We start from the raw sequence: 23,065 nt of genomic DNA, 5'->3' as shown, positions 1-23,065 counted from the left end.
GAGTTGGCTTCAAGGCGTCGAACGACAAGTTCTCCCCGTCATTGCGAGCGAAGTGAAGCAATCCAGAAGCACAGTGCACGGAGCTGGATTGCTTCGTCGCTACGCTCCTCGCAATGACGGTGTCAGTGCTAACGAGGAGCGTCATCTTCATCGGACGCCCCGCCCGCTCTGCAAACGCTGCAGCGCGTCGACCAGCGCGTCGATGTCATCATGCGTGTTGTAGAGGGCGAGCGACGGCCGCACCGTGCTCTCCAGCCCGAACCGGCGCAGGATCGGCTGGGCGCAATGATGGCCGGCGCGCACCGCGATGCCTTCGCGATCGAGCGCCTTGCCGACATCCTCGCTGCGGCAGCCGTCGAGCACGAAGGACAGGATGCCGGCTTTCTCCCGCGCGGTACCGATCAGCTTCAGGCCCGGCACCGTCAGCAGGTGCTCGGTGCCATAGGCGAGCAGCTCGTGCTCGTGCGCCGCAATGTTGGCCATGCCGATGCGGCTCAAATAATCGATCGCGGCCCCAAGACCGACTGCATCGGCGATATTTCCGGTGCCGGCTTCAAACCGATCCGGCGGCCCCTGGAAGATCGTCTTCTCGAAGGTGACGTCGGCAATCATGTTACCGCCGCCCTGCCAAGGCGGCATCGCTTCCAACACGTCGGCTTTGCCATACAGCACGCCGATCCCGGTCGGCGCGAACATCTTGTGACCGGAGAACGCATAGAAATCGACATCCAACTCCTGGACGTCGACCGGCATGTGGCAGACGCCTTGGGCTCCGTCGACCAGCACCTTGGCGCCGTGGCGATGGGCCAGCGCCGTCATCTCGGCGACCGGCGTGACCGTGCCGAGCGCGTTGGAGACTTGCGTGAAGGCGACGATCTTGGTCTTCGGCCCGAGCAGCTTCTCGTATTCATCGAGCAGGATCTGGCCGTGATCGTCGACCGGCGCAACGCGCAAGCGCGCGCCTTTCTCGGCGGCGAGTTGCTGCCACGGCACGATATTGGCGTGATGCTCGAGATGCGACACCACGATCTCGTCGCCCTCGCCGATATTGCGCCGACCCCAGGCCTGCGCCACGAGGTTGATGGCCTCGGTGGCGCCGCGGACGAAGACGATGTCCTTCACCGACGATGCATTGATGAAGTCGCGCACCTTGTCGCGAGCGGCCTCATAGGCATCGGTCGAACGCGCCGCCAACGTGTGGGCTGCGCGATGGATGTTTGAGTTCTCGTGCGTGTAGAACTGCACCAGCCGATCGATCACGCATTGCGGCTTCTGCGTCGTGGCGCCGTTGTCGAGCCATACCAGCGGACGACCGTTGATGGTCTCGCGCAGGATCGGGAAATCACGCTTGAAGACGTTGGCGTCGAACGGACGTGCGCCGGATAGATCGAGCACGTGCACGTCGGGGCGATGCTGCGGCGCCAGTCCCGTGAGGTCGAAGGTCTCGACACGGGGCGGCGCGGCTGATGCCGGCGTCACATGGGCCAGGGCCGGATTGTCGGCGAGAAAGTACAGCGGCGCTGCCGTCGCCGCGGCGTCGGCACCGAACGGCCCCGCGCTCGGCAATGCGGTGCGCGGCACGAAGCTACGGGATTCGTCGAGCCGGCCGGGTAGCGCGGCCAGATCGGTGTCGCGCGCGAACACAGGCTGCACCGCCGGCGCGGACGGAGGCGGCGGAGCCACAGGCGGAGCCGCGAGCGGCACCTTCAGCTCCTGCGGCAGCGAGCTTACCGCCGTGGTCGGCTCCGGTCCCAGGTTGGGATCGAGCGCAAAGATCGGTCCCGACGGCCGAGCCGCACCTACGGTGGGAATCGGTGAGGCCGCGCCGGGATTGTGGTTCGGCTTATAGGACGGAGAGAGCGCCGGGGTGCCGGGGATGGCATTATGCAGCGGCTCGGCCACAAACAGCGGCGCCGACCCAAGCGCGGCGCCGGGCTCTGGAACCGCCCCGGTCGGCAGCGCCGAGAAGAACGCATTCGCCAACCGCGCGATCGAGGCGACATCCGGTGCGCCTACCGCTGCGGCCGACGCCTGCTCCAGCGACGCCGGATGCGGCAGCGCTCCGCCTTGCGGCAAAGCCGCCGAGCCGGGATGCGGCAGGGTCGGCTCAGGCGTACTCATGATACGTACCGACCTCGACGTCATCGAGCACACCGAGCGCGTCCTCGGTCAGCACCGCCAGCGAGCAGTACAGCGAGATCAGATACGAGGCGATCGCCTTGCGGTTGATGCCCATGAACCGCACCGACAGACTCGGCGCCACTTCGCCCGGCACGCCGGGCTGGAACAGGCCGACCACGCCCTGCTTCTTCTCGCCGGTGCGCAGCAGCAGGATCTTGGTGCGGCCGGCTTCGTCGAACGGCACCTTGTCGGACGGCACCAGCGGCAGGCCGCGCCAGGTGAGGAACGGCGAGCCGAACATGTTGATGGTCGGCGGCGGCACGCCGCGGCGGGTGCACTCGCGGCCAAATGCGGCGATCGCGCGCGGATGCGCCAGGAAGAACGCCGGCTCCTTCCACACCTTGGTGATCAGCTCATCGAGATCGTCCGGGGTAGGCGGGCCCTTCCGGGTCGAAATCCGCTGCGACGGCGCGGTGTTGGCGAGCAGGCCATACTCGGCGTTGTTGATCAGTTCGCCTTCCTGCCGCTCCTTGACCTTCTCGATCAACAGGCGGAGCTGCTCCTGGATCTGGTCGAACGGGTGGCTGTAGAGGTCGGACACGCGGGTCTGGACATCCAGCACGGTCGTCACCGCGTTGAGGAAGTACTCACGCGGATGCTCCTCGTAGTCGACGAAAGTTTCCGGCAGGTCCGGATCGCGATCGCGCCGCGGGCTGCATTCGACATCGAAGGAGGCTGAAGCGGTCGCGCCGCGGGTTTCCTTGACGCGATTGAGACGGAAGATACCAGCCTCGACCGGGGTCCAATGCAACAGCGGCACCAGCCAGCGCGGGGAGATTCCGCCCCATTGCGCACGGGTCTTGGTGGCGTTGGCGAGTTGGCGCGCGGCGCCTTCAGCGAGCGTCCTGCGAACTTCGGTATCTTCAGTCATGAATCACTACCCTCGGCGCCGCGGCACCTAAGTGCCGGCGCGTCGCTCAAATGGACCACCTTCGCGGAATAGGAGAAGATTTGAGTTGTGTCCATGTCAGCGATCTGTCGCCGGACACGCAACTAATAGAATAGATTTCTACTAACAGATGCACTCAACTCATTACTGTCGATTCAGCGCCCGCGATTAGCAACGCATTTCCCCGAAGGCAGTCGCCGAAGAATGAGTTCCTTCACCCCACGAGAATAATTCTTTAGATGGATGTGGAAGTGTGCCCCGCCAGCCACTGCAATACCGACGGCAGACGACGTACAGGTGTCACGGCACCAGGGCGAGGCCCAATGCAGCGCCGGATGCGTTGCCAAGCCACGGCCGCTGCCGGAACGGCACGCTTGCGTTCAGATACCCCACCTGGGTATGATTACAGAAATCGAGATCGTCGCGGCTTCATGAGCCGCCGGTCTTGAAATTGACGCGTGACAAGTCTTACCTCTGGCGTCGTGCTATTGGATGGGCCGACGGCCCATGGCGAGCTGAAAGCGGGATGCGACTGTTCCGGACGATCTTGGCACTGATGATGGCGTTGTCGCTGGCAGCTTTGCCGATCGGCTCGGCGTCGGCCGTCATACTGCCTGCGGCCCCGATCGAAGCGGCGCAGCATGTACAGCACGATCATCACGCCGGCGCCCACGCCCACCAGGCCGCGGCCGTCGAATCCTGCCACGGCATCACGGCCGATGCGACGCCAGCGACGCCGTCTCTCCCCAAACATCCAGCCAAGTGTCCGCTGGGGTTCTGCTGCGTCGGCGCCTCGGTCGGCTTCTCGCCGGTCGCTACGGTGCCGGTGAAGTTCATCGCCCAGCGCGCCAGCACGGTGTTTCCGCCGGCCGACCTGTTCGTGCCGGACCACGCCGGCAGCCCGCCGTTCCGGCCTCCTCGCGTCTGATCTCTCGCTGACCGCCGCGCGAGCGTTTCGCCCGCGCCAATAAATGCTGCGTGCCGTTCGCCCGCAGCACGAGATCAGACACGTTTGGAGATCATGATGACTGCGAAATTCAGCACCGCAGCGGCCTGCGCCGCCGCGCTCACCCTGTTTGCGACCGCCGCAATGGCCGGCGCGGGTGACTACACCTTCGAGCCCAAGACCCCCGAGATGAAGAAGGGCGACGACGTCACCGTCGCCATCCGCCTCACCCACAAGACCACCGGCAAGCCGGTGGAAGGCGCGGTGATCTTCAAGACCCGCGTCGACATGGCGCCGGACAACATGGCCGACATGGTGTCGCCGGTGACGGCGCTGCCGTCGCCGGAGCCCGGCGTGTACGCCTTCAAGACCGACCTGCCGATGGCCGGCCGCTACCAGGTCACGCTGTTGGCGAAGGTCCAGGGCGAGCCCGAGACCGTCACCGGCAAGGTGATCGTCAAGGCGTTCAAGTAGGCCAGCGCGGCGCCGCAGCCGCGGCGCCGCCGTTCTTCATTTCTCCCGAATTCGGATGCGCCCTCGCGGCGCGCGACGGTGCACGTCATGACCAAGCTGCGCTCACCCTCACTGCTGTTTCTGATCGGACTCTGTCTCGCGTCGCCTGCCGCGGCAAACGAGCGGTCGCCGCTGTACTACCGCGATCCATCCGGCGCGCCGCGCTGGTCGGCGGTGCCGAAGGCCGATGCGCAAGGCCGCGCTTATCTGCCGGTGTATGAGGCCGACGAGCCCTCTGCGCAGACGGCGCCGAAGCCCCCACCAGATCCCAATCGCAAGATCCTGTACTACCGCAACCCGATGGGGCTGCCCGACATCTCCAAGGTTCCGAAGAAGGACTCGATGGGGATGGACTACGTCCCGGTCTATGAGGGCGAGGACAGCGCCGATGGCACGGTGAAGCTCTCTCCGGGCAAGATCCAGCGCAGCGGCGTCAAATCCGAGTCCGCCGAACGCCGCGCCCTGCATGTGATGGTGAAGGCGCCGGGCGTGATCCAGCTCGACGAGCGCCGCGTCTCGGTGATCGCGATGCGCAGCGAGAGCTTCGTCGAGAAGATCGCCGACGTCACCACCGGCAGCTTCGTCAAGGCCGGGCAGCCGCTGATGCAGATCTACAGCTCGGCGATCGCCTCGGCCGCCGCCGAGTATCTGTCGACGATCACCTCGAAGAATAGAAGCACGATCGAAGCCTTCGGCCGCGGCTCGCGGCAGCGACTGGTCAATCTCGACGTACCCGACGAGACCATCGCCGAATTGGAGCGGACGCGGACCGCGCCGGTGACGGTGCAATGGCGCGCGCCGCGCGACGGCATTGTGCTGGAGCGCAACGCGATCGACGGCATGCGCGCCAATGTCGGTGACGTGCTGTTCCGGATCGCCGACATCTCGACGGTGTGGGCCCTCGTCGACGTCGCCGAACGCGATCTCGGCACACTCTCGGTGGGTCAGAAGGTGACGATCCGAGCCCGCGCCTTCCCTGATCGCGCGCGCTCTGGAACGATCGCGGTGATCTATCCGCAGGTCAATCGCGATACGCGCACTACGCGGCTACGCGTCGAACTCGCCAATCCGGATCTGAAGCTGTTGCCGGACATGTATGTCGATGCCGAGATCGACATCGCCGGCGATGCACCGGTGCTGACGATTCCAACCTCCGCCGTGCTCGACAACGGCAGCCGGCGCATCGTGCTGGTGGACAAGGGCGACGGCCGGTTCGAGCCGCGGACGGTGACACTCGGACGCCGCGGCGACGGCGTCGTCGAGGTCAAACACGGCATCGACGAAGGCGAGGCGGTGGTCACCTCCGCCAACTTCCTGATCGACGCCGAGAGCAATCTGAAGGCCGCGCTAAAGGGCTTTGCCGACGGAGCGAACGCCCCCAGCAACGAGCCGCAAGCTTCGTCGCACAATCACGCACACGACCACGCCGGAGCCCAGCCATGATTGCCCGGATCATCGCCTGGTCGGCGCGCAATCTGCTGCTGGTGCTGTTCGGCACGGGTTTCGCCGTAGCCGCGGGTCTCTACGCCCTGCTGCATCTGCCGCTCGACGCCATTCCGGATCTCTCCGACACCCAGGTCGTCGTCTACACCGAATATCCCGGGCAGGCGCCGCAGGTGATCGAGGATCAGGTCACCTATCCGCTGACCACCGCGATGCTGACGGTGCCGAAGTCGAAGGTGGTGCGCGGCTTCTCGTTCTTCGGCGTGTCGTTCGTCTACGTCATCTTCGAGGACGGCACCGACATCTATTGGGCGCGCTCGCGGGTGCTGGAATTCCTCAACGGGGCCGCCTCGCGCCTGCCGGCGGGCGTCGCCCCAAGCATCGGCCCGGACGCCACCGGCGTCGGCTGGGTCTATCAATACGCGGTGATGTCGAAGCAGCTGAACCTCGCCGACACCCGCACCATCCAGGACTGGAATCTGCGGTTTGCGCTCGCCAAGGCCGAAGGTGTCGCCGAAGTTGCCAGCATCGGTGGCTTCGTCAAGCAGTACAACGTGGTGCTCGATCCGCAGCGGATGCGCGACCGCGGCATCACCGTGGCGCGGATGCGCGAGGCGATCCGCGCGTCGAATGCCGATGTCGGTGGCCGAACCGTCGAACTGTCAGAGTTCGAATACGTCATCCGCGGCAAGGGCTACATCAAGGATATCAACGACCTCGGCAACATCGTGCTGAAGGCGAGCGGCGGCACGCCGGTCCTACTGAAGGACGTCGCGCGGGTCGAGCTCGGTCCGGACGAGCGACGTGGCATCGCTGAACTCAACGGCGAAGGCGAAGTCGCCAGCGGCATCGTGCTGCAGCGCTTCGGCGTCAATGCGCTGGACGTGATCGAGCACGTCAAGAAGCGCTTCCAGGAAATCGCCAGCAGCCTGCCGAAATCGGTCGAGATCGTACCGGTGTATGATCGCTCGACATTGATCTACAGCGCGATCGACACGCTGAAGCACACGCTGCTCGAAGAGAGCTTGGTAGTGGCCGCGGTTTGCATCATCTTCCTCCTCCACGTTCGCAGCGCATTGGTGGCGATCCTGATGCTGCCGGTCGGCGTGCTGATGGCGTTCGCCGCAATGAAGCTGCTGGGCCTCGGCTCCAACATCATGAGCCTCGGCGGCATCGCGATTGCGATCGGCGCCATGGTCGACGCCGCGATCGTGATGATCGAGAACGCCCACAAGCACCTCGAGCGGGCCGAGCCAGGCAAGTCTCGCGTCGCCATCCTGATCGAGGCCGCATCCGAAGTCGGGCCGGCGCTGTTCTTCAGCCTCCTGATCATCACTGTGTCGTTCCTGCCGATCTTCACGCTGGAATCGCAGGAGGGCCGGTTGTTCGGGCCGCTCGCCTTCACCAAGACATTCGCGATGGCGGCGGCGGCATTACTGTCGGTGACGCTGGTGCCGGCGCTGATGGTGATCTTCGTCCGCGGCAAGATCGTGCCGGAGCACCGCAACATCATCAACCGCGCGCTGATCTGGATCTATCGCCCGGTGATCCGCGCCGTGCTGCGCGCCAAGACCCTGGTGATCGTGCTGGCGCTGGTGGTGCTCGGCATCTCGATCTGGCCGGCGCGCCAGCTCGGCACCGAGTTCATGCCCTCGCTCGACGAAGGCACGTTGCTCTACATGCCGACCACCCTGCCCGGCCTGTCGATCACCAAGGCAGCCGAGCTGCTGCAGATGCAGGATCGCATCATCCGCGGCTTTCCCGAGGTCGCGTCGGTGTACGGCAAGGCCGGCCGCGCTTCGACCGCAACCGATCCGGCGCCGACCGAAATGTTCGAGACGGTGATCAACCTCAAGCCGAAAGCAGAATGGCGGCCGGGCCTGACCACCGACGGGCTGATCGCCGAGATGGACAAGGCGCTGCAATTCCCCGGCGTCTCGAACGCCTGGACGATGCCGATTAAAGCCCGGATCGACATGCTGTCGACCGGCATCCGCACACCGGTGGGCGTCAAGGTGATCGGCACCGATCTGGTCCAGATCGACCGCCTCGCCAAACAGGTCGAGCAGGTGATTAAGACCGTCCCCGGCACCTCCTCGGCCTATGCCGAACGCACCATCGGCGGCTACTACCTGGAAATCGTACCGGAACGCACCGCACTTGCACGCTACGGCCTCGCGATCCAGGACGTGCAGGACACCATTGCCACTGCGCTTGGCGGCCAAACCGTGACCACGACCGTGGAAGGCCGTCAGCGCTTCACCGTCAACATGCGCTATCCGCGCGAGCTGCGCGACGATCCGCAAGGAATCGCCCGCGACGTGCTGGTGCCGCTGCCGGCCGGCGGTGCCGTGCCGCTCGGCGAAGTGGCGACGGTGCAGCCGGCGCGCGGCCCGACCTCGATCCGCACCGAGAACGGTCAGCTTGCGACCTACATCTATGTCGACATCCGCGACCGCGACCTCGGCGGCTACGTCGCCGACGCCAAGCAGGCCGTGCAGGCCGGCGTCAGCTTCCCGCCCGGTACCTATGTGACCTGGAGCGGACAGTACGAGTATCTCGAACGCGCCACCGCGCGGCTGAAGATCGTGGTGCCGCTGACGCTCGCGATCATCTTCCTGCTGCTGTACCTCAACTTCCGATCGCTGACCGAGACGCTGATCGTGATGCTGTCGCTGCCGTTCGCGTTGGTTGGCGGGCTGTGGCTGATGTGGGCGCTCGGCTTCAATCTGTCGGTCGCGGTCGCAGTCGGCTTCATCGCGCTGGCCGGTGTCGCAGCAGAAACCGGCGTGGTGATGCTGATCTATCTCGACCACGCGCTGGCCGCCGCCAAAGCGCGATGTATCGCTGAAGGCCGGCCGCTGTCGCCGCACGATCTGCAGAACGCAATCATGGAAGGCGCAGTCGAGCGCGTCCGGCCGAAGATGATGACCGTGGTGGCGATCATGGCGGGCCTGCTGCCGATCCTGTGGAGCAGCGGCACCGGGTCCGAGATCATGCAGCGGATCGCGGTGCCGATGATCGGCGGCATGGTGTCGTCGACACTGCTGACGCTGATCGTGATCCCAGCGATCTACGGCCTGATCGAAGGCTTTAGGCTGAACCGGGCGGCCCGCCGCCGCAATGCCGGTGCAGTGCTGGCACCGGGAGCGTAGTCGCTCCCGGCCGGTGATGGTCTCGGCTTACGACGCTGAAGCCGGCCGCGGCTCCGGGCCGCGGCGGCGCAAGCTGCGCCACGCCCGTTCGGCGAGCGGCAGCAGGCCGCGCGGCGTGACGAGGATCACCACGATCACGACCACGCCGTAGATGAAGTAGTGCAGCCCCGGCACCGCACCGCCGAGCTGGCCGCGCAGCACCTCGCCGAGCGGCACCAGCAGCAGCGCGCCGAGCGCCGGACCGAACGCGCGGCCGAGGCCGCCGACGGTGGCGAACAGCACAATCTCGATGGTGATGGTCGGGGTCGCCAGCAGATACGGATCGGCGAAGGTCAAATAGCGCACATAACAGGTGCCAACGATCGAGGTCAGCACCGCCGAGATCGTCATCGCGGTGATCTTGTGGCGCAGCACGTTGACGCCGATCGCCTGCGCTGCCTTCTCATTGTCGCGGATGGTGCGCAGATAATAGCCGAGCGGCGCATTCAGGATCGCGACGTTGACCAGCACCACGGCAGCCGCCAGCCCGAGCATCACCCAGAACGCACCGCGTCCGCCGCCAAATTGGAACGCCCAGAAGTCACCAGTGTCACGCGGCAGTAGCAGGCCGGAGGCACCGCCGAGGAACTCCCAGCCTTCGACGATGATTGCGCCCATCTCGGCGAACGCCAGCGTGATCAGCACGAACGACAAATGGCCGAGCTGAAACCGGAAGTCGATCCAGGCGATCATCGCGCCGAGCGCGCCTGCGATCGCCGCGGAGATCACAAGCCCGGCCCACATGTTGATGCCGAACTTGACCAGCAGCGCGGTCGACAGCATCGCGCCGATGCCGATGAACAGGCTGTGCGCCAGCGACACCTGGCCGGCCATGCCGCCGACGATGTTCCACGCCGACGCCAGCGCCACATAGACCAGCGCCAGGGTCAGAAGGTGGAGATGGTAGCTGTTCAGCGCCAGCGGAAGGCAGGCCGCGAGAACCAGAATGCCCCACAGCCATGGCGACGCCAGGGTCTGATAGAAGCCCTTGCTGATCATGACGTCCTCCAGGTCAGGCCCTGCGGCCGGAACAGCATGATCAGCACGAAGATCGCGTAAGGCACCAGCCGGCCGAGCGTATCCGACACATAGATCTGGCCGAACGCCTCGGAGATGCCGATCACCAGGCCGCTCAGCATGATGCTGACGAAATTGGTCATGCCGCCGAGCACCACGACCAGCAGCGTGATCACGGTGTACTGCAGGCCCTGGGTCGGGGTGATCGGCGTGCCAGGCAGCAGCAGCGCCGCGGCGACCGCCAGGATCGCGACACCGATCGCAAAGGTGACGACCTGAACACGGCCGACGTCGACCCCCATCAACGCTGCGGCGCGCGCGTTCTGATGCACCGCGCGGATCGAGCGGCCGAAATCGGTCGAGCGCAGCATCACGTACAGCCCGATCGCCATCGCGAACGCGACCGCAAACGCGATCAGATGCGGCAACCGCAGCACGACGTCGCCGAGAATGATCAACTTCGATTCCACGATCGACGGCGTGCGCGCCGGCTGGCCGCCGAACACCATCAGGATGCCGTTCTGCAGCACCAAGCTGAGACCCAGCGTGAGCTGCACGATCATCAGAAACTGATGTCCGGCCATCGGCCGTAACAGATAGCGATAGACCAGCCCGCCGATCAGCGCCATCACCGGGATGGTGATCAGCGCCGAGACGTAAGGATCGAGTGCGAACGCCGAGAACAGCGCCAGCGCCATGAACATCGCCAGGGAGATGAAATCGCCATGGGCGAAGTTGACGATTCCGGATACGCCGTACACCAGGCCCATGCCCAGCGCGAGCAGCCCGTAGGTGCTTCCGATCAGAACGCCTTGCGCCAAGGCCTGCCAGAATTCGCTCACTTGCCGTCTCCGTTCACAGGCCCAGATAGGCCTGCCGCGTGCGCGGATCGTCCCTGACCAAATCTGCCGCGCCCTCGACCGCGACTTGGCCGCGTTCGAGCACGTAGCAGCGTTGCGCATGGCGCAGCGTCAGATTGAGGTTCTGCTCGACCAGCAGCATGGTGAGGCCGCTCTGGTGCAACTGGTCGATGATCTCGAAGATATATTGAACGAACAGCGGCGAGAGGCCGAGCGAGGGCTCGTCCAGCATCAGGATGCGAGCTTCCGCCATCAGGCCGCGGCCGATCGCCAGCATCTGCTGCTCGCCGCCGGACAGCGTGCCGGCAGCTTGAGTCAGCCGCTCCTTCAGCCGCGGGAACAGATCCAGCACCTTTTCCATCTGCGCCGGGCGATGCGTTCGGGCGCGGTCGCAGAACCCGCCGAGCAGCAGGTTCTCGCGCACGCTCATCTCGGGGAACACCAGCCGCCCCTCGGGCACCTGGATGATGCCGAGTTCGACGCGCTCGCGCGCCGTGGTTCGGGTGACGTCCTGCCCCTCGAACAGGATGCGGCCGGACATCGGCGTCACGATCCCCGACAGGCAGTTGATCAGCGTGGTCTTGCCGGCATTGTTGGCGCCGAGCAGGCCGACGATTTCGCCGGACGCGAGCCTGAGCGACACGTCGCGCAGGATCGGCGAGCCGCCATAGCCTGCGACCAGACCTTCGACCTCAAGCATCGAGATGCTCTCCGAAGTAAGCGTCGATCACCTTGCGGTCCTTGATGATCTCGTCGGGCGTGCCCTCGGCGATCTTCTCGCCGAAATTGATCACCACCATCCGGGTCGCCATCCGCATGATCACCGGCATGACATGCTCGACCATCACGATGGTGACGCCGGAGCGGTTGAGCTCGCGGATGATCGCCATCGGCGCTTCGGTCTCGGCCATGGTGAGGCCGGCCATCACCTCGTCGAGCAGGATGCACTGCGGATCGGTCGCGACGCATTTGGCGACTTCGAGGAGCTTCTTGTCCTGCAGCGACAGCGTCGCCGGCGTCTCATCGAGCTTGGCGCCGAGGCCGACGCGCGTGAGCACCTCGGCTGCATAATCGATCGCCTGCCGCAACGGCCTCCGGGTCAGCGCCGCCGTGGTGACGACCTCGAGCGTCGTCATGTCGGCGAAGGTCTGGACGATCTGGAAGCTGCGCACCAGGCCGCGGCGCGTCAGCCGGTCGGGCGAAATGCCGGTGATGCGCTGGCCGTCGAACCGGACGTCGCCGCTCGACGGCGCAATGAAGCCGGAGACGACGCCGAACAGCGTCGTCTTGCCGGCGCCGTTGGGGCCGATGATGCCGAGGATCTCGCCCTTCTCGACGCCGAACGAGACGTCGTTCAGCGCGAGCAGGCCGCCGAAGCGTTTGCTGATGTTGTCGACTTCGAGAAGGGCCACGACGAGATCAGCTCTTCGGACGCGGAGCTGCCTGTGCGAACTCCTTCGGGAACACGACCTCCTGGCTCTGATCCGGCATCCACTGGATCATCATCGCCGAGCCGTCGGTCAGCAACCGGTCTTCGGCGAACTGCAGGCCCTTCGGCTTGGCGATGTAGAGATGCGGATCGCCGAACGGAATCTTGAAGCTCTTGAAGGCCTCGAGCAGCGCGTCCGGCTCCAGCGACTTGGCGTTCTCCAGCGCCTGCTGCAGCACGCGCGCACCCTGGGCATACTGAACCGCGCCCTGGCCGATGCGCTCGAGCTTGGCGACGTCGTGCAGCTCGGTGATGATCTTCTGCATCGAGTCCATCTTGGCGCCGGCGCTGAAGCCCGTCATGCCAAACAGGTTGCGTGTCAGCACCGCCTTGCCGATCTCGGGGCCGAGATCCTTCCACAGCGACAGGTCCGAATAACCGCCGGTGCCGCCGACAAACAGGCTGCCCTGGTAGTTCAGGTTGTAGCGCGCCTGATGCATCAGAATGCCGTCGCGCGGCGTCACCAGTCCGGTGACGACGTCCGGCTTCAGCGAGCGGATGCGGATCATCGCCGAGGTCTGGTCCTGCGCCTTGGTGTCGAGCGGCGCTTCGCCGATCACCTCGATGCCGCTGGCCTTCAGCTTCTCGACCAGGAACTTGTTGACCTGCTGGCCGGCCTCGTAGTTCGAGTAGCACATCACCGCGGTCTTGATTGGGAACTTGTCGTTGTCGCGCAGCGACACGATGAAGTCGTGCATCGACTGCGCGTAGCCGCGGTCGTACGGGTAGCCGAGTGAGAACATGTAGTTCGACTTGGCACCGCCGGCCCAGATCGACAGCGTCGGCACCTTCAATTCGTCGAGCACCGGCGTCAGCGCCAGCATCTGGGCGCTGAGGATGGTACCAGTCAGCAGCGGCACCTTTTCTTCGGTGATCAGGCGGCGCGCTTCGGTCGCGGTCCGCGCCGGCTGGCTGGCGTCGTCGGCCTGCAGCAACTGAATCTTAGCGCCATCCTTGCTCTTGATGCCGCCGCTCTTGTTGATCTGATCGATGATGTAGTCGAACGCCGGCTTGCCTTCCTGCGCGTAGGCCGACAGACCGCCGCTCATCGAATTGATCACGCCGATCTTGATCGGGGCCGGCTCGGCGTTGGCGTTGCGAACCCAAGGCGCTGCGACCGTTCCGAGCACCAGACCAGTCGCACCGATTCCGAATGAACGTCGGGAAATGGACACGGGCGTTCCTCTTTGTTGTTCGTTGTTGTTGCAGCGTCGGCGGACTTATACGTGATGCTCGCCGAAAGTCACTCTCTAAACACCGGCCTAACTACCAGCCTACGTTGTGAAGGCGTCGTTCTCGCGCAGTCGCGCGGAGGCTGTTGCGGCGATGCGACCAGCCTGGAAGCCAGCCGCACCGTTTTCCTGCACGCGGAATAATCCGGACGATGTCACGAGACCGCGGCGAGACCGTTGTTGATCACAACGACATCCCGTTCGGCCACTTTGGCGCGGAACGAAACTCGCCCTTCTGCATCGTTCCACACTTCGGTGACGATGGTTTCGCCGGGATACACCGGCGATGAGAACCGCACCTGCATCTTGGTCAGCCGTGTCGGATCGCCATCGCAGCACAGCTCGACCAAGGCGCGACACACCACACCGAAGCTGCACAGCCCGTGTAGAATCGGCTTGTCGAATCCGGCCTTGCGCGCGACTTCGGGATCGGCGTGCAACGGATTGTAGTCGCCGGACAGCCGATACAGCAGCGCGGCGCGCGGCGAGGTTGCGATCCGCAGCGACAGATCAGGCGCACGCTCGGGCAGCGCGTGCGGCACAGGCAACGGCCCCGAAGGTCCTCCGAACCCGCCGTCGCCGCGCAGCATCGTGGTCGAAGTCAGGCGGCACAGCAGCTCGCCGGTCGCCATATCGACGACATCGCGCTCTGACAACAACACGGCGCCCTTGCCAGCGCCCTTGTCGAACAGACCGGTGACGCGCGAACGCCCGACCACCGTTGCCTTCGGCGGCAGCGGCTTGAATATCTCGAAGCCCTGCTCGCCGTGCAAAACCTTGCGCCAGTCGACGCCGGTGTCTTCATTGCCGAGCCAGAATCCCGGATAGCCGAGCACCACTGACATCGACGGCAGCACTTGCAAATCCTGCTCGTAGACGTAACGCAGCTGCTTCGAGTCAAGCGGGGCATCGCCATAACCGACGCCGAGCGCGTACAACATGGTGTCGCGTTCCGTATAGCTCTGTTCGATGTCGGGAATGGGCCAGTTGCGCAAGCGCGCGGGGTCGATCGGCATCCTTCCGCTTCCTCTTGTTTTTTGTGCAGCTTGCCACCGCGGTGGCTGTCGCACAATATGCGAAATCGATTTTCGCAAACATCTTTGACTCGCGGCCGGGCCGCACGGAAACCACGATCATGGCGGCGAAGACAACCACGCGCGGGCCCGCAGCCGCCAAGCGACGCGGTGGCGCGAAAGTCGAGAAGCGACCTCCTGCTGCGAGTTCGGAAGATCGCGCGCAACGCCGCGCCGAGCGGCAATCGTTGCAGCGCGCATCGCGTCGCCCCCGCGCCGACGCCGCCGAACGCGATGATGCCGGCGGCCGGTTGTTCGTCTCGGCGCTGGCGCGCGGCCTCGACGTGCTCGGCGCGTTTCGCGCCGGCGACCGCGCGCTCGGCAATCAGGAACTCGCCGAGCGCACCGGCCTGCCGAAGCCGACGATCTCGCGGATGACTCACACGCTGATCCAGCTCGGCTACCTTACCTACGAGCCGCGCTCGGCGACCTATCAGCTCGGCGCCCGCGCGCTGGCGCTGAGCTACGCAGCGCTCGCCAATCTCGACGTCCGCAAAGCCGCGCTGCCGATCATGACCAAGCTGGCCGAAGACAGCCAGCTGCATGTCGGGCTCGGCACCCGCGAACGGCTGATGATGCTAAACATCGAAAGCTGCGAGAGCGACGCGCTGATCGGCCTGCGGCTGCCACCGGGCTCCCGCGTGCCGCTCGCCACAACGTCGCTCGGCAAAGCCTATCTGGCGACGATCGGCGAGGATGAGCGCCGGGCGCTGCTGGCGGAATTGCGCGACCACCACGGCGCCGACTGGCCGAAGATCGAGAAATCGATCACCAAGTCGATGCGTGAGATGGCCCGGCAGGGCTTCTGCATCTCGACCGGCGAGTGGCGCAAGGACATCAACGCAGTCGGCGCCGCAATCGTGCCGCCGAATGGCGGCCCGGTATATGCCTTGAGCTTCGGCGGCCCGGCCTATCTGGTGTCGCAGCAGCAACTGATCGAACACCACGGCCCGGCGCTGGCACATGCAGCAAGAGCAATCAGCGCCGCGCTGGGCGGGTAACGGCGCGCTCCGTCGTCCTTACGCACGGTGGAGGCACGCCCCCCGTCATTGCGAGCGAAGCGAAGCAATCCATCGTCCGGCGCACGAAGCTGGATTGCTTCGTCGCTGCGCTCCTCGCAGTGACGGCGCGGGTGACGCTGTGCCTGAGACAGAGCCTCAATTCACTCGCCGATCCTTGTCGCTCCAATACGGGGCGCGGAGCGCCGCCTTGTTGATCTTGTTGACGCTCGACAGCGGCAGCGGGTCGTCGCGGAATTCGATGCTGCGCGGCGATTTGTAGTCGGCGATCACCGAACGGCAGAACGTGATCAGATCCTCCGCCGTCAGTGAAGAGCCCGCGCGGCGCACCACTACCGCATGCACCGCCTCGCCCCATTTGGCATGAGGGATACCGATCACAGCGCATTGCAGCACGTCGGGATGCGCCGCGATCGCGTGCTCGACCTCGATCGAATACACGTTCTCGCCGCCGGTGATGATCATGTCCTTGATGCGGTCGGAGATGTAGAGATAGCCATCGGCGTCGAACCGGCCTGAATCGCCGGTGTGCATCCAGCCGCCGCGCAGCGCCTGCGCGGTCAGCTCCGGCTGTCTCCAATAGCCCATCATCACCATGGGGCCACGGACCACCACCTCGCCGACCTCGCCGGGTTTCAGCTCGCGGTCCTCGGCATCGACGATCCTGACTTCTGCCGACACGATGGGCCGGCCGGCCGAGCGCAGCCGATGCCGTGGGGCGGACGGCAGATGATCGGCCGGCGACAGAATGGTCGCGACCGGCGATAGCTCGGTCATGCCGTAGGATTGGCCGAACCTGATCGACGGGAATCGCCGCAGGCACTCCTGCAACACCGCTTCGGGCATCGGCGAAGCACCATAGGTGATCAGCTTCAGGCTCGACAGATCGTAGCTGTCGAGATCCGGCAGTTGCAGGATCATGCCGAGCATCGTCGGCACGAAGGTCGCCACCGTCACCTTGTGCTGGCTGATCGCAGCCAGCACGTCGTTCGGCGAGAACCGCGGGATCACCACGTGTCGCCCGCCCATGATCGAGGTGGTGTAGACCCGTGCACCGGCGCCGAGATGGAACAGCGGGCCAGCGTGCAGCGCCACTGTGGTCTCATCGAAGCCGAAAGACAGCGACGTCGCTACCGCGTTGACCCACAGACTGCGGTGGCTGAGCATCACGCCCTTGGCGCGCCCAGTGGTGCCACCGGTGTAGAACAGGCAAGCGAGATCGTCGTTGCCACGGCCGGCGTCGGCGCAAGCCTTCTCGTCCGCGAGCGCAGCCTCGTAATCGTAGAGCTTAGGCAACCCAGCAGCGCCCGGCGAGGCAGCGACCACGGCGGTGATGCAGCGGCAGGCATCGGCGAGTTGCAGCGCACTGTCGAGAAAGCTGCGATCGCTCACCAGCACCGTCGGCTCGGCATCAGTCACCTGCTCGATCATCTCGGCGAGCGAGAACCGGGAATTGATCGGCACCACGACGCCACCAGCCCACAGCACGGCGAAATAGCACTCGATGTACGCATTGCCGTTGGCCGCCAGGATCGCAACCCGCTCGCCGGCTTCAATGCCGAAGCGTCGGAACACGCTTGCGAGCCGCGCCACCCGGTCCAGCACCTCGCCATGGCTGAAGCTGCGCTCGGGGGTCACGAGCGCGATGTCGTCGGCGCGGAACGCGGCCGCCTTGCGCAAGCCCGCCGTCAACTGCATGTCGCGCTCCCCCCTGTTCGTGTTGTTGCTTGAACGCGTTTTAGCATTGCGAAAATCGTTTTCGCAAATTGTTACGAACTGCGCTATCCTCGCCGGAAACAAAACAAGGGTGGAAACACATGCCTGCACGCAGCGCAGCCGACGGCGATGCCGTCGTGTTCGAACGCCACACCAACGTCATGGTGGTTCGCCTCAACAGCCCGTCGATGCGCAATGCGCTGCAACCAGCGGTCAAGCAGCATTTCGAACTCCGCATCCCGGAATTACTCACCGATCCAGCCGTGCGCTGCCTGGTGATCACCGGTAGCGAGGACTCGTTCTGTGCCGGCGGTGATATCAACAACATGGGCGATCGCGCCGCGCCGCAGGTGCGGCGGCGGATGCAGGTGACGCACGGCTGGGCCAAGATGTTGCTCACAGCCGAGAAGCCGGTGATCGCCGCAGTCAACGGATCGGCCGCCGGCGCCGGCTTCTCGCTGGCGCTACTCTGCGACATCGTGCTGATGTCGGATCAAGCTTACTTCCGCGCAGCATTTCCCGGGCTCGGTGCAGCACCGGATCTCGGCTTGGCGCTGACGCTGCCACGGGCGGTCGGCGCGATGCGCGCCAAAGACATCCTGCTCACCAACCGCCGCGTCGAAGCGGAGGAGGCGCTCGCACTCGGCATCGCCAAGCGCGTCGTCCCTGCTGACACGCTGATGGACGAGGCACTGAAGCTCGCCGCTGATCTTGCCGCCGGTCCCGCCACCTCGCTCGGCCTCACCAAGATGCTGGTCAACGGCGCGTTCGAGCCGATCGAACAGTTCTTCGCCCTCGAGGCATTCGCCCAGGGCGTCGCTTTCGGCAGCACCGAATTCGCCGAAGGCGTCGCGGCGTTTCAAGAGAAGCGCAAGGCCGACTTCAGGCGCTGAGAAAGCCTCGCAGAAGATACAGGCGAGCTCGGTAGCAGATCTGTGCAGATCGGTAAGCTGGTCATCGAGACCACACAATCGTACCGACTCCGCCGAGCCGCTGGGCAGTTGACCGAACTACCGCCAGGGATTGCACATTGTTTGTGCCGTGCGGACCTTCAAAGATGGCGTCCGTTCGGGCAACAATTGGCACAGAGTTGGTGGCTAGGGTTCCGGCCTGTTTCAGGCGCTGGTCCGAGAGCTGCCCCCCGAAGGGAGAAATCCTTCGGACGCACGGCGGGACAAAAGCCCGGGAGACCTCGTAAGCCGAGGAATTGGCAAACGATGGTCCACGTCAATTCCTCATCGCGACCAGATTCTGAGGAATGATCCGATGCGGAAGACTCGTTTCCTATCTTCTCTGATCCTTGCTGGCTCGATCGTCGCGCTGAGCGTCGCCGGAGCCTCCGCCGCCCCCAAGAAGGACTTCAAGGTCGCCTGGTCGATCTATGTCGGCTGGATGCCCTGGGGCTATGCCGCCGACACCGGCATCGTGAAGAAGTGGGCGGACAAATACGGCATCACCATCGAGGTGAAGCAGTTCAACGACTACGTCGAGTCGATCAATCAATACACCGCGGGCTCGTATGACGCGGTGACCATCACCAACATGGACGCGCTGTCGATTCCCGCCGCCGGCGGCGTCGACACCACCGCTGTGATCGTCGGCGACTTCTCCAACGGCAACGACGCGGTGATCCTCAAGGACAAGAAGGATTTCTCCGCGATCAAGGGCCAGAAGGTCAATCTGGTCGAGTTCTCGGTGTCGCACTATCTGCTGGCGCGCGCGCTCGAATCCAACAAGCTGAGCGAGAAGGACGTCAAGGTGGTCAACACCTCCGACGCCGACCTCGCCGCCGCCTACAAGACGGCCGACGTCACCGCGGTGGTGACCTGGAATCCGATCGTCTCCGAAATCCTCGCCTCGCCCGACGCCCACAAGGTGTTCGACTCCTCCCAGATCCCCGGCGAAATCATGGACCTGATGGTCGCCAACACCGCGGTGGTGAAGGACAATCCGAACTTCGCCAAGGCGCTGGTCGGGATCTGGTACGAGACCATGGCGAAGATGACGGCGGAAGGCGCCGAGGCCAAGGCCGCCAAGGAAGCGATGGCGAAGGCATCCGGCACTGATCTGGCCGGCTTCGAAAGCCAGCTCGCCTCGACCAAGCTGTTCAGCAAGGCCGCCGACGCCGAAGCCTTCACCAAGAGCGCTGCGATCGGCAGCACCATGGACCGCGTCCGCAAGTTCCTGTTCGACAAGGATCTGCTCGGCAAGGGGGCGAAGTCGGCCGACGCCGTCGGCATCGAGCTCGCGGACAAGAGCGTGCTGGGCGACAAGGCCAACGTGAAGCTGCGTTTCGACCCCAGCTTCATGAACGCCGCCGCGGCCGGCAAGCTGTAAGCGATCACGTCACAAGCAAGCCGGAGCACGACGATGCGATGGGTGAACATCAGGCCTGGACGGCAACTCGCCATCTACATGGCGGCGCTGCCGTTCGTGCTGGTGATCATTGCGTATCTGCTGGGCTCCGGCGCACGGCTGGCGGAGAATCCCAACGACAAGCTGCTGCCGGCGCTGTCCAGCATGGGCCAGGCGGTCAAGCAGATGGCCTTCCAGGTCGATGCCCGCACCGGCAGCTATCTGCTGTGGTCGGATACCCTGGCGAGCCTCGAACGGCTGGGCGCGGCGCTGGCGATTTCCACATCGCTGGCGCTCGTCTTCGGCATCGTGATCGGCCTGCTGCCGGCCGCGAATGCCCTGCTCGGTTCGTTCGTGTCGGTCACCTCGATGGTGCCGCCGCTGGCGCTGCTGCCGATCCTGTTCATCGTGATGGGGCTCGGCGAGAACTCCAAGATCGCGCTGATCGTGATCGGCACACTGCCCTGCATCATCCGCGACCTGTCGATGAAGGTGCTCGAACTGCCGCGCGAACAACTGATCAAGGCGCAGACGCTCGGTGCCTCGACCTGGCAGATCGCGCTCCGCGTGGTGCTGCCGCAGATCCTGCCGCGGCTGATCGACTCGCTGCGCCTGCAACTCGGACCGGCCTGGCTGTTCCTGATCGCCGCCGAAGCGATCGCCTCAGACTCCGGGCTCGGCTATCGCATCTTCCTGGTGCGGCGCTATTTGGCGATGGACGTGATTATCCCCTACGTGGTGTGGATCACGCTGCTCGCCTTCTTGATGGACCTGGCGTTGCGACTGATCCAGCGCAAAGCCTTCCCCTGGTTCGCCGCGGTGAGGGCGGAATGAGCGCGATCCGTTTCGACAACGTCTGGAAAGAGTACGGCGACCACATCGTGTTGGAGCGGATCACGCTCGACGTCGCGCCGCGCGCCTTCGTGGCGCTGGTCGGGCCCTCCGGCTGCGGCAAGACCACCTTCCTGCGCATGCTGCTCGGCGAGGAGACGCCGACCCGCGGCCAGATCCTGATCGATGGCCAGCCGATGCCCAGCGAACCCGACGCCGATCGCGGCGTGGTGTTCCAACGCTATTCGGTGTTTCCGCATCTCACCGTGCTCGACAACGTGCTGCTCGGCCGCGAGCTGCAGCAATCGCGGCTGCTCGGCCGGCTGTTCGGCCGGGCGCGGCGCGAGGCGACCGAGCAGGCGCTGGCGCTGCTCGACGAGGTCGGGCTGAAGGGCCACGAGCACAAATATCCCGCATCGCTATCCGGCGGCATGCAGCAGCGGCTGGCGCTGGCGCAGGCGATCATGCGCGGCCCAAAGATCCTGCTGCTCGACGAGCCGTTCGGCGCGCTCGACCCCGGCATCCGCGCCGACATCCACGTGCTGATGAAACGGCTGTGGAACGAGACCGAGCTCACCGTGGTGATGGTCACGCACGATCTGTCCGAGGCCTTCAGCCTGGCGACGCGGGTGATCGCGTTCGAACGCAATCGCAACCGTCCCGAGGAACGCGAGCGCTACGGCGCGACGATTTCCCGCGATCTCGAAATCTTCCCGCGGCGCGTCGCGCAGCCGCGCACCGACCATCCAATCCGCTCCGGCCGGGACGACCCGGCCGCACAGGGAGCATGAGCCGGGACGACCCGGCATTTGTTCACCGTGAGGGCAGCATGATCCTGACCGAGCAAGAGAAGGCCGAAGTCGAGGCCAACCGCCGGCGCTACGAACAGCATAAGGCGCTGGGCCAGCAGCAGGCGCCGAAGGCCCTGCCGCCGCCGACGCCGCGCGACGGCGCGCCGATCGCCGCGGACGCGATCATCCATCGCGAGACTGTGCCGGGTGGCTGGTACTACGTGACCAAGCTCGGCCGTGGCGAGGCCGTGCGCATCATCAACACCAGTGGCACGTCCTGCGTCAGCATCCAGGCCTGGAATGCGCTCGACCCGAGCGAGCGGCTGAACCACGCCGACACCATCAAGGTGCAGTGGGCGGCGTCCTTGCGCAAAGGCCGTGTAATCCTGTCCGACATGGGGCGTGCGCTACTGTCGATCATCGAGGATACCAGCGGCGCGCACGACACCATGGTGGGCGGCTCCAACGCCGCAACCAATGCGGCCCGCTATGGCGCCGGCAATTTCCGCAACACCCGCGACAACTTCGTGCTCGCCGCCGGCAAGCTCGGGCTCGATCGCCGCGACGTGCACCCCTCGATCGCCTTCTTCGCCCCGGTCGCGGTCGATTCGCAGGGCCGGTTCGAATGGCACGGCGAGCGTCGCCACCAGGGCGACTTCGTCGATCTGCGCGCCGAGCTCGACCTGCTGATCGCAGTGTCGAACTGTCCGCACCCGCTCGATCCATCGCCAAGTTACGCCCCGGGCGACATCGATCTCATTCGCTACCAGGCGTCCCAGCTCGCTGCCGACGATCTGTGCCGCACCGTGTCGCTCGAAGCCAAGCGCGCGTTCGAGAACAACGCGTTCTATCTCGCCGGCGCCGCAGGGAGGGCCTGAGCATGACCGCGATTCCCGCTTCCGCCCGCATCGTGCTCGACACCGTGATCCCGGCCCGCGTGCCGTGGTCGGCGATCATCCGTAAGGGCCAGACGCTGCGCATCGTCGACAGCCACGGCCAGCAGGCGGTCGACACCCTGTTCTACGCCGCCAGTGACTTCGGCGAACGCTACAGCGGCCAGGACACGCTGCGCGCCCAGGGCTCGGCCTACGTCACCACCGGCACGCGGATCATGTCCACCGAGGGCCGCACCATGCTGCGCATGGTGGCCGATAGCTGCGGGTTGCACGACACCTCTGCTGGCGCCTGCTCCTGCGAGAGCAACACCGTGCGGTTCGGGCATCAGACCAAGTATCTGCATGCCTGCCGCGAGAACTTCGTGCTGGAGGCCGCCAAGCACGGCTTGTCGAAGCGCGACATCGTGCCGAACCTGAACTTCTTCATGAACGTGCCGCTCGATCCTGACGGCAATTTCACCGTCGTCGACGGCGTCTCCAAGCCCGGCGACTACGTCGAGATGATCGCGGAGATGGACGTGCTGTGCCTGATCTCGAACTGTCCGCAGGTCAACAATCCCTGCAACGGCTTCTTCCCGACGCCGATCCAGGTGGTGATCTACGAGGCAGGCGAGGACTGA

At 65.2% G+C, this 23,065-nt stretch carries 20 protein-coding genes and 1 riboswitch; of the genes, 11 read left to right on the top strand and 9 right to left on the bottom strand.

Annotation, left to right across the window (positions count from 1 at the left end):
• Positions 1 to 147: 147 nt before the first annotated feature.
• Complete coding sequence (locus HZF03_RS06950; protein ID WP_119019565.1) at positions 148 to 2,121, bottom strand: family 2A encapsulin nanocompartment cargo protein cysteine desulfurase; 1,974 nt, start codon at positions 2,119 to 2,121, stop codon at positions 148 to 150.
• A complete protein-coding gene (locus HZF03_RS06945; RefSeq protein ID WP_011156986.1) occupies positions 2,108 to 3,052 on the bottom strand; it encodes a family 2A encapsulin nanocompartment shell protein in 945 nt (314 codons plus the stop codon). Before HZF03_RS06945 ends, HZF03_RS06950 begins: the two co-directional genes overlap by 14 nt.
• A gap of 544 nt (positions 3,053 to 3,596) precedes the next feature.
• On the opposite strand from HZF03_RS06945, the gene HZF03_RS06940 reads away from it, so the two are divergent.
• The 4 genes from HZF03_RS06940 (at position 3,597) to HZF03_RS06925 (ending at position 9,127) form a co-directional block, all read left to right on the top strand.
• The gene (locus HZF03_RS06940) at positions 3,597 to 3,998 is read left to right on the top strand and encodes a hypothetical protein (protein WP_042440893.1); all 402 of its coding nucleotides are present in this window, start codon (positions 3,597 to 3,599) and stop codon (positions 3,996 to 3,998) included.
• 96 nt (positions 3,999 to 4,094) lie between these two features.
• Positions 4,095 to 4,490 carry a FixH family protein gene (locus HZF03_RS06935; RefSeq protein WP_042441454.1) on the top strand — a complete coding sequence of 132 codons (396 nt, stop codon included), beginning with the start codon at positions 4,095 to 4,097 and terminating at the stop codon, positions 4,488 to 4,490.
• An 87-nt stretch (positions 4,491 to 4,577) separates the two neighbouring features.
• A complete protein-coding gene (locus HZF03_RS06930; protein ID WP_119020000.1) occupies positions 4,578 to 5,972 on the top strand; it encodes an efflux RND transporter periplasmic adaptor subunit in 1,395 nt (464 codons plus the stop codon).
• Positions 5,969 to 9,127: an efflux RND transporter permease subunit gene (locus HZF03_RS06925; RefSeq protein ID WP_119019999.1), complete on the top strand. Its 3,159-nt coding sequence runs from the start codon at positions 5,969 to 5,971 to the stop codon at positions 9,125 to 9,127. Before HZF03_RS06930 ends, HZF03_RS06925 begins: the two co-directional genes overlap by 4 nt.
• 27 nt (positions 9,128 to 9,154) lie before the next feature.
• Here HZF03_RS06925 and HZF03_RS06920 read toward each other — a convergent pair whose 3' ends face one another.
• The 6 genes from HZF03_RS06920 to HZF03_RS06895 form a co-directional block, all read right to left on the bottom strand.
• A complete protein-coding gene (locus tag HZF03_RS06920; RefSeq protein WP_012495057.1) occupies positions 9,155 to 10,165 on the bottom strand; it encodes a branched-chain amino acid ABC transporter permease in 1,011 nt (336 codons plus the stop codon).
• Positions 10,162 to 11,025, bottom strand: coding sequence for a branched-chain amino acid ABC transporter permease (locus tag HZF03_RS06915; RefSeq protein ID WP_011156981.1), 864 nt, complete (start codon positions 11,023 to 11,025; stop codon positions 10,162 to 10,164). The genes HZF03_RS06920 and HZF03_RS06915 overlap by 4 nt, the downstream gene beginning before the upstream one ends.
• A 13-nt stretch (positions 11,026 to 11,038) precedes the next feature.
• Positions 11,039 to 11,743: an ABC transporter ATP-binding protein gene (locus tag HZF03_RS06910; RefSeq protein ID WP_119019998.1), complete on the bottom strand. Its 705-nt coding sequence runs from the start codon at positions 11,741 to 11,743 to the stop codon at positions 11,039 to 11,041.
• Complete coding sequence (locus HZF03_RS06905) at positions 11,736 to 12,455, bottom strand: ABC transporter ATP-binding protein (RefSeq protein ID WP_107343456.1); 720 nt, start codon at positions 12,453 to 12,455, stop codon at positions 11,736 to 11,738. The genes HZF03_RS06910 and HZF03_RS06905 overlap by 8 nt, the downstream gene beginning before the upstream one ends.
• A gap of 7 nt (positions 12,456 to 12,462) precedes the next feature.
• Positions 12,463 to 13,707, bottom strand: a complete 1,245-nt coding sequence (locus HZF03_RS06900) for an ABC transporter substrate-binding protein (protein WP_119019997.1) — start codon at positions 13,705 to 13,707, stop codon at positions 12,463 to 12,465.
• A gap of 212 nt (positions 13,708 to 13,919) precedes the next feature.
• Positions 13,920 to 14,780 carry a MaoC/PaaZ C-terminal domain-containing protein gene (locus HZF03_RS06895; protein WP_119019996.1) on the bottom strand — a complete coding sequence of 287 codons (861 nt, stop codon included), beginning with the start codon at positions 14,778 to 14,780 and terminating at the stop codon, positions 13,920 to 13,922.
• Positions 14,781 to 14,899: 119 nt separating this feature from the next.
• Here HZF03_RS06895 and HZF03_RS06890 point away from each other — a divergent pair, with 119 nt between their 5' ends.
• Entirely contained in the window at positions 14,900 to 15,838 is a 939-nt protein-coding gene (locus tag HZF03_RS06890; RefSeq protein WP_179906273.1) for an IclR family transcriptional regulator, read from the top strand.
• Between the two features lie 156 nt (positions 15,839 to 15,994).
• On the opposite strand, the gene HZF03_RS06885 is transcribed toward HZF03_RS06890, so the two are convergent.
• On the bottom strand, positions 15,995 to 17,554 hold the full coding sequence (locus HZF03_RS06885) for a class I adenylate-forming enzyme family protein (protein ID WP_119017099.1): 1,560 nt from the start codon (positions 17,552 to 17,554) through the stop codon (positions 15,995 to 15,997).
• A 119-nt stretch (positions 17,555 to 17,673) separates the two neighbouring features.
• Here HZF03_RS06885 and HZF03_RS06880 point away from each other — a divergent pair, with 119 nt between their 5' ends.
• The 6 genes from HZF03_RS06880 to HZF03_RS06855 all read left to right on the top strand — a co-directional run bounded on the left by HZF03_RS06880 (position 17,674) and on the right by HZF03_RS06855 (position 23,065).
• A complete protein-coding gene (locus tag HZF03_RS06880; RefSeq protein ID WP_119017100.1) occupies positions 17,674 to 18,465 on the top strand; it encodes an enoyl-CoA hydratase/isomerase family protein in 792 nt (263 codons plus the stop codon).
• Between the two features lie 193 nt (positions 18,466 to 18,658).
• Positions 18,659 to 18,763, top strand: a riboswitch (guanidine-I (ykkC/yxkD leader).
• A gap of 75 nt (positions 18,764 to 18,838) precedes the next feature.
• The gene (locus HZF03_RS06875) at positions 18,839 to 19,909 is read left to right on the top strand and encodes a putative urea ABC transporter substrate-binding protein (protein ID WP_119017101.1); all 1,071 of its coding nucleotides are present in this window, start codon (positions 18,839 to 18,841) and stop codon (positions 19,907 to 19,909) included.
• 33 nt (positions 19,910 to 19,942) lie between these two features.
• Positions 19,943 to 20,761 (top strand): ABC transporter permease, encoded by an 819-nt coding sequence (locus tag HZF03_RS06870; protein WP_011156972.1) that lies wholly within the window; start codon positions 19,943 to 19,945, stop codon positions 20,759 to 20,761.
• Positions 20,758 to 21,549 (top strand): ABC transporter ATP-binding protein, encoded by a 792-nt coding sequence (locus tag HZF03_RS06865; protein ID WP_119017102.1) that lies wholly within the window; start codon positions 20,758 to 20,760, stop codon positions 21,547 to 21,549. Before HZF03_RS06870 ends, HZF03_RS06865 begins: the two co-directional genes overlap by 4 nt.
• Positions 21,550 to 21,587: 38 nt before the next feature.
• Positions 21,588 to 22,427, top strand: coding sequence for an urea amidolyase associated protein UAAP1 (locus HZF03_RS06860; protein ID WP_119017103.1), 840 nt, complete (start codon positions 21,588 to 21,590; stop codon positions 22,425 to 22,427).
• Between the two features lie 2 nt (positions 22,428 to 22,429).
• Positions 22,430 to 23,065, top strand: coding sequence for an urea amidolyase associated protein UAAP2 (locus HZF03_RS06855; protein ID WP_119017104.1), 636 nt, complete (start codon positions 22,430 to 22,432; stop codon positions 23,063 to 23,065).

This window comes from Rhodopseudomonas palustris, from assembly GCF_013415845.1.
GTDB lineage: Bacteria > Pseudomonadota > Alphaproteobacteria > Rhizobiales > Xanthobacteraceae > Rhodopseudomonas > Rhodopseudomonas palustris_F.
This window is presented reverse-complemented; position numbering and strand designations above follow the sequence as displayed.